Genomic DNA, 6,476 nt, shown 5'->3' on the forward strand with positions numbered 1-6,476 from the left:
TTTTGCTCCTTGCTCAGCCTCAGCCTTGGTCTCAACCTCAATCTCAACCTGAATAAACGAAGAAACCCCTGCAGTTGTTACTGCAAGGGTTCTTATTTAATAGCCTTTTTTGAGGCTTTTAAGATTTGGCACCGACCTACTCTCCCACGTGTTACCGCAGTACCATCGGCTCTGGTGGGCTTAACTTCTCTGTTCGGAATGGGAAGAGGTGGACACCACCGATATAGGCACCTAAATGTTTTTAATTAAGTGTTAGGTTTTAAGTATTAAGTTATAAGTATCTCTACCTACAACGTATAACTTATCACTTACAACTTAAATGACATATTATTGAAAGAAGTTAAGTTTTGAAGAACAAACAACAGTCTGTTTGCTTTGAAAGCTTCGGATGATTAGTATTACTCGACTGTGATGTCACCACCTTTACATCTGTAACCTATCAACGTAGTAGTCTTCTACGGTCCTATATGGAATTCTCATCTCGTGGCTAGTTTCGCACTTAGATGCTTTCAGCGCTTATCTATTCCCAGCGTAGCTACTCTGCAATGCCCCTGGCGGAACAACAGATTCACTAGAGGCTAGTCCAACCCGGTCCTCTCGTACTAAGGTCAGCCCCACTCAAAATTCCTACGCCCACAACAGATAGGGACCGAACTGTCTCGCGACGTTCTGAACCCAGCTCGCGTGCCACTTTAATCGGCGAACAGCCGAACCCTTGGGACCTTCTCCAGCCCCAGGATGTGACGAGCCGACATCGAGGTGCCAAACCTCCCCGTCGATATGAGCTCTTGGGGGAGATCAGCCTGTTATCCCCAGCGTACCTTTTATCCTTTGAGCGATGGCCCTTCCATGCAGAACCACCGGATCACTATATCCGTCTTTCGACCCTGATCGACTTGTCTGTCTCACAGTCAAGCAAGCTTATGCTATTGCACTCCTCATACGGTTACCAAGCGTATTGAGCTTACCTTTGAAAGCCTCCGTTACCTTTTTGGAGGCGACCACCCCAGTCAAACTACCCATCAAACAATGTCTCCCGCTTGGCGGGATTAGACACCGAATACAGAAAGGGTGGTATTTCAACGTTGGCTCCACGACGCCTAGCGACGCCGCTTCAAAGCCTCCCACCTATCCTACACATCCTGTATCCAATGTCAATGTTAAATTGTAGTGAAGGTGCATGGGGTCTTTCCGTCCCGTTGCGGGTACCCGGCGTCTTCACCGGGACCACAATTTCACCGAGCTCATGGCTGAGACAGCGCCCAGATCGTTACACCATTCGTGCAGGTCGGAACTTACCCGACAAGGAATTTCGCTACCTTAGGACCGTTATAGTTACGGCCGCCGTTTACTGGGGCTTCGATTCAATGCTTCTCCTTGCGGATGACATCCCCTCTTAACCTTCCAGCACCGGGCAGGTGTCAGGCCTTATACTTCATCTTTCGATTTTGCAAAGCCATGTGTTTTTGTTAAACAGTCGCCTGGGCCTTTTCACTGCGGCTTACATTGCTGCAAGCGCCCCTTCTCCCGAAGTTACAGGGCCATTTTGCCGAGTTCCTTAGCCATGATTCACTCGAGCACCTTAGAATTCTCTTCCCGGATACCTGTGTCGGTTTGCGGTACGGGTTTTTATAACCTGAAGCTTAGCGGTTTTTCTTGGAAGTCTGTTTACCTGCTCTATCCACTCAGCCGAAGCCTCGCGGTACTATTAGTTTTCAGCTAGATTGGCGGATTTGCCTACCATTCTAATACCTACAACCTTTAACGAACTATTCCGTCAGTTCGCGGCAGTGTCACTACTCCGTCCCCACATCGCAGTTATAAAAAGTACTGGAATATTAACCAGTTGTCCATCGAATGTCCCTTTCGGGTTCTCCTTAGGACCCGACTAACCCTGATCCGATTAGCGTTGATCAGGAAACCTTATCCTTTCGGTGGGCGGGTTTCTCTCCCGCCTTATCGTTACTTATGCCTACATTTGCTTTTCTATACGCTCCAGCACCCATTACCAGATACCTTCGCTGCATATAGAATGCTCCCCTACCGATATATTTCAATCCCATAGCTTCGGTGATACACTTAATGCCCGTTTATTATCCATGCCCGATCGCTCGACTAGTGAGCTGTTACGCACTCTTTAAATGAATGGCTGCTTCCAAGCCAACATCCTAGCTGTCTGTGCAATCGGACCTCGTTAGTTCAACTTAGCGTACACTTAGGGACCTTAGCTGATGGTCTGGGTTCTTTCCCTCTCGGCCCGTGACCTTAGCACCCCGGGCCTCACTGCAGACCATATTTCATAGCATTCGGAGTTTGTCTGGATTTGGTAGGATTTGACTCCCCCGCACCCAATCAGTAGCTCTACCTCTATGAAACTTAATATCCACGCTGTTCCTAAAAACATTTCGGGGAGTACGAGCTATTTCCCAGTTTGATTAGCCTTTCACCCCTACCCACAGATCATCCGGAAACTTTTCAACGTTTATCGGTTCGGTCCTCCAGTACGTGTTACCGCACCTTCAACCTGTCCATGGGTAGATCACAAGGTTTCGCGTCTACCTCCTCTGACTATACGCCCTATTCAGACTCGCTTTCGCTTCGGATCCGTGTCTTAAACACTTAACCTTGCCAGAGAAGAGTAACTCGTAGGCTCATTATGCAAAAGGCACGCCGTCACGCCACCTGGACGCTCCGACCGCTTGTAAGTACACGGTTTCAGGTTCTATTTCACTCCCCTGTTCGGGGTTCTTTTCACCTTTCCCTCACGGTACTGGTTCACTATCGGTCTCTCAGGAGTATTTAGCCTTACCGGATGGTGCCGGCAGATTCCCACAAGGCGTCTCCGACCTCGCGGTACTCAGGATACTACTAGGCTAACATTCTATACGTGTACCGGGCTATCACCGTGTATCGCTGGGCTTCCCATCCCATTCCACTTCTGTTTGTTAATGCCACATCGTAGTCCTACAACCCCCACTTTGCCGTAACAAAGTAGGTTTGGGCTCTTTCCCGTTCGCTCGCCACTACTTAGGAAATCATTATTATTTTCTCTTCCTCTGCTTACTTAGATGTTTCAGTTCGGCAGGTTTGCTCATTATATGTGACTGGTCTTCAACCAGCCGGGTTGCCCCATTCGGAAATCTTCGGATTAATTCCTATTTGCAAATACCCGAAGCTTATCGCAGCTTATCACGTCCTTCATCGCCTCTGAGAGCCAAGGCATCCCCCGTGTACTCTTTATTACTTTCTTCTACGTATACGCCTTTTGCGCCGTATAGTATGCTTTTTTGCTCTTGTTATGATGTCTCATTCCCGACTTTACGTCGGGAGAGCACAAACACAACAGTCGCCTATTGTTGTTTGCTCTTCTTTTTTAACTTCTTCCAATATGTCAAAGAACTTTATTAAGGTATAAGGCTGAGGGTATAAAGGTATAGGGTTTAATGTGCCCCAACCTAAGCCTATAGCTTATTCCTTATTAGTAAAAAACTGCGGTCTCGAACCGTTTCATACATTAATTATATATGTGCCCCCTTGGCGTTTCTTCTTATCTTAATCTTTATGTCAATGTAGTTTACCAATCCTGGTAACGTGCTTTTGTTTTTTAAAAGCTTTCTGCTTTGGTCTTTAAGCTTTTAGCTTATTGTGGAGAATAACGGAGTCGAACCGTTGACCTCCTGCGTGCAAGGCAGGCGCTCTAGCCAGCTGAGCTAATCCCCCATAAGATTTTGTTGCCTGTTATCTGTTAATTGTTGCCGGGGAACCCGTAAAATTAACTTATAACCCTTAACGCCTCAATAGTAGTCCCGTCCAGATTTGAACTGGAGACCCCTACATTATCAGTGTAGTGCTCTAACCAGGCTGAGCTACGGGACTTCATGATTTTAGATTTTAGACTGACGATTTTAGATTTTATTGCAATAAGCAATCGTAAATCGTAAATCAAAAATCGTAATTCAATTTCAATCTCGCCTCAAAGATTCTTGTTAGTGCCACCAACGTGGTTAATCTTTTGGGTGTTTCTTTTAGTTTTTTAGTTGGTTGGTTAGTTAGCTTTTTGGTTGGTTAGTTACTAAGCTTATGCCTGTTAACTTAAAACCTATAACTTAAAACTTTTTAACCTTCAACTTATAACTTATAACTTTTTATTAGAGTATCATGTTGCGCAGCGAGTAGTCAACTCTGCTCCAGAAAGGAGGTATTCCAGCCGCACCTTCCGGTACGGCTACCTTGTTACGACTTAGCCCCAGTTATCGGTTTTACCCTAGGACGCTCCTTACGGTTACATACTTTAGGTACCCCCAACTTCCATGGCTTGACGGGCGGTGTGTACAAGGCCCGGGAACGTATTCACCGCGTCATTGCTGATACGCGATTACTAGCGAATCCAACTTCATGGGGTCGAGTTGCAGACCCCAATCCGAACTGTGAATGGCTTTGTGAGATTCGCATCATATTGCTATGTAGCTGCCCTCTGTACCATCCATTGTAGCACGTGTGTAGCCCCGGACGTAAGGGCCATGATGACTTGACGTCGTCCCCTCCTTCCTCTCTGTTTGCACAGGCAGTCTGTTTAGAGTCCCCATCATTACATGCTGGCAACTAAACATAGGGGTTGCGCTCGTTGCGGGACTTAACCCAACACCTCACGGCACGAGCTGACGACAGCCATGCAGCACCTAGTTTCGTGTCCTTGCGGACGAATTCATCTCTGAAATCTTCACTAACTTTCAAGCCCGGGTAAGGTTCCTCGCGTATCATCGAATTAAACCACATGCTCCTCCGCTTGTGCGGGCCCCCGTCAATTCCTTTGAGTTTCACTCTTGCGAGCGTACTCCCCAGGTGGAATACTTAACGCTTTCGCTTAGCCGCTAACTGTATATCGCTAACAGCGAGTATTCATCGTTTAGGGCGTGGACTACCAGGGTATCTAATCCTGTTTGATCCCCACGCTTTCGTGCCTCAGCGTCAATAAAACCATAGTAAGCTGCCTTCGCAATCGGTGTTCTGAGACATATCTATGCATTTCACCGCTACTTGTCTCATTCCGCCTACCTCTAGTTTATTCAAGCCCGTCAGTATCAAAGGCACTGCGATAGTTGAGCTACCGTCTTTCACCTCTGACTTAACAGGCCGCCTACGCACCCTTTAAACCCAATAAATCCGGATAACGCTTGGATCCTCCGTATTACCGCGGCTGCTGGCACGGAGTTAGCCGATCCTTATTCTTCCGGTACATTCAGCTTCCTACACGTAGAAAGGTTTATTCCCGGATAAAAGCAGTTTACGACCCATAGGGCTGTCTTCCTGCACGCGGCATGGCTGGTTCAGAGTTGCCTCCATTGACCAATATTCCTTACTGCTGCCTCCCGTAGGAGTCTGGTCCGTGTCTCAGTACCAGTGTGGGGGGTCATCCTCTCAGATCCCCTAGTCATCGTCGCCTTGGTGGGCCGTTACCCCGCCAACTAGCTAATGACACGCATGCCCATCTTAATCCTATAAATATTTGAACATTGAGTAATGCTACTCTGTGTTTTTATGCGGTGTTAATCCGAATTTCTTCGGGCTATCCCCCTGATTAAGGTAGGTTGCATACGCGTTACGCACCCGTGCGCCACTTTCGATAGAAGCAAGCCTCTATCTATCGTTCGACTTGCATGTATTAGGCCTGCCGCTAGCGTTCATCCTGAGCCAGGATCAAACTCTCCATTGTAAAATGTTTTGTAAGATGCTGACCAGTTTTAACTATTGTTAAAAATAGTCTTCTTTTTTAATTATGTCTGTCAGACATTGACTTTAAAATCAAGCTCCGGTACTCTGTACTTGAATCCGTACTTCATTACCTCGCTTGCGCTACATTGACATCTCTTTTAAGAACTTATCGGCAATCACCTCACGGCCGCCTTTATTTATATATCGTTAAACTTGCTTTCGCTTCCCTGAGTCTTGTTAGTCTCCCTTCAGCTATTTTAGTTTATTTCAATCTTTTTTTAACCCTTCCCGACATCCGCCGTTCCGGTTTGTTTTCCCTTCGTTTCCGTTGGGAGTGCAAAGGTAGAAATCTTTTTTTAATTCGCAAATAAAATAATTTTTTATTTTTCTTAGCTCCTTCTCAATCTCTAACCCAGCTTTTCAATTCAATTCCGTCTCTTCCGAACCGGGTTGCAAAGGCAACAAACTTTCTCCCTCCCACAAGAACTATTTTAAAATAATTCCAAGCCTTTATTTCGTTTCTTAAACCTTAACCCCTTCCTCCGAAGCGGGATGCAAAAGTAGAAAAATCAAAGCAGTTTCCAAACAGTTTCCAACCTTTTGTTCTCCCACTCCCCTCAACTCCATGATTCTCAATAAGAAAAAATTATTTGCAGCTTAAAACATTTTAAGCATTTTCATGTTTAACCCTGGTTTGTCTGCATAAGATTATTAGTATGGTATAGGGTTTGGTTGTTTTGAGAAAAGAGCGTTGCCGGATTTCA

The 6,476-nt window shown here is 46.1% G+C and carries 2 tRNA genes and 3 rRNA genes; all 5 read right to left on the bottom strand.

Annotated elements, in window-relative coordinates:
• Positions 1-123 precede the first annotated feature (123 nt).
• The 5 genes from rrf to D7004_RS13890 all read right to left on the bottom strand — a co-directional run bounded on the left by rrf (position 124) and on the right by D7004_RS13890 (position 5,713).
• Positions 124-235, bottom strand: a 5S ribosomal RNA gene (gene rrf, locus D7004_RS13870).
• Positions 236-373: 138 nt separating this feature from the next.
• Positions 374-3,250 (bottom strand): 23S ribosomal RNA (locus D7004_RS13875).
• A gap of 396 nt (positions 3,251-3,646) precedes the next feature.
• Positions 3,647-3,720 (bottom strand) — tRNA-Ala (locus D7004_RS13880).
• An 81-nt stretch (positions 3,721-3,801) separates the two neighbouring features.
• Positions 3,802-3,876 (bottom strand) — tRNA-Ile (locus tag D7004_RS13885).
• A gap of 315 nt (positions 3,877-4,191) precedes the next feature.
• Positions 4,192-5,713: ribosomal RNA gene (locus D7004_RS13890) — 16S ribosomal RNA — on the bottom strand.
• Together the 16S, 23S and 5S rRNA genes with 2 tRNA genes alongside form the textbook arrangement of a ribosomal RNA operon.
• Between the last annotated feature and the right edge of the window lie 763 nt (positions 5,714-6,476).

Origin of the sequence: Pedobacter jejuensis (genome assembly GCF_003725795.1) — a bacterium.
Lineage (GTDB): Bacteria > Bacteroidota > Bacteroidia > Sphingobacteriales > Sphingobacteriaceae > Pedobacter > Pedobacter jejuensis.